General features: G+C 55.9%; 1 rRNA gene. It reads left to right on the forward strand.

The annotated features are described in order from the left end of the window. Positions 1–1,394, forward strand: a 23S ribosomal RNA gene (locus ACWFR3_RS46810); the annotation flags it as partial. Positions 1,395–1,416 lie beyond the last annotated feature (22 nt).

Consider the following 1,416-nt stretch of genomic DNA (forward strand, 5'->3'; position numbering starts at 1 on the left):
GCCTGAGACCTGATGCCGAGCCGATTGTGGTGAAGTGGATGATCCTATGCTGTCGAGAAAAGCCTCTAGCGAGTTTCATGGCGGCCCGTACCCTAAACCGACTCAGGTGGTCAGGTAGAGAATACCGAGGCGTTCGGGTGAACTATGGTTAAGGAACTCGGCAAAATGCCCCCGTAACTTCGGGAGAAGGGGGGCCATCACCGGTGATTGGATTTACTCCATGAGCTGGGGGTGGCCGCAGAGACCAGCGAGAAGCGACTGTTTACTAAAAACACAGGTCCGTGCGAAGCCGTAAGGCGATGTATACGGACTGACGCCTGCCCGGTGCTGGAACGTTAAGGGGACCGGTTAGTGCACTTTCGGGTGTGCGAAGCTGAGAACTTAAGCGCCAGTAAACGGCGGTGGTAACTATAACCATCCTAAGGTAGCGAAATTCCTTGTCGGGTAAGTTCCGACCTGCACGAATGGCGTAACGACTTCTCGACTGTCTCAACCATAGGCCCGGTGAAATTGCACTACGAGTAAAGATGCTCGTTTCGCGCAGCAGGACGGAAAGACCCCGGGACCTTTACTACAGTTTGATATTGGTGTTCGGTTCGGCTTGTGTAGGATAGGTGGGAGACTTTGAAGCGGGCACGCCAGTGTTCGTGGAGTCAACGTTGAAATACCACTCTGGTCGTGCTGGATGTCTAACCTGGGTCCGTGATCCGGATCAGGGACAGTGTCTGATGGGTAGTTTAACTGGGGCGGTTGCCTCCCAAAGAGTAACGGAGGCGCCCAAAGGTTCCCTCAGCCTGGTTGGTAATCAGGTGTTGAGTGTAAGTGCACAAGGGAGCTTGACTGTGAGACCGACGGGTCGAGCAGGGACGAAAGTCGGGACTAGTGATCCGGCGGTGGCTTGTGGAAGCGCCGTCGCTCAACGGATAAAAGGTACCCCGGGGATAACAGGCTGATCTTCCCCAAGAGTCCATATCGACGGGATGGTTTGGCACCTCGATGTCGGCTCGTCGCATCCTGGGGCTGGAGTCGGTCCCAAGGGTTGGGCTGTTCGCCCATTAAAGCGGTACGCGAGCTGGGTTTAGAACGTCGTGAGACAGTTCGGTCCCTATCCGCTGTGCGCGTAGGAATATTGAGAAGGGCTGTCCCTAGTACGAGAGGACCGGGACGGACGAACCTCTGGTGTGCCAGTTGTCCTGCCAAGGGCATGGCTGGTTGGCTACGTTCGGAAAGGATAACCGCTGAAAGCATCTAAGCGGGAAGCCTGCTTCGAGATGAGTATTCCCACCCCCTTGAGGGGTTAAGGCTCCCAGTAGACGACTGGGTTGATAGGCCAGATCTGGAAGCCCGGTAACGGGTGGAGGTGACTGGTACTAATAGGCCGAGGGCTTGTCCTCAGTTGCTCGCGTCCACTGTGTT

This window comes from Streptomyces sp. NPDC055189, assembly GCF_053606765.1.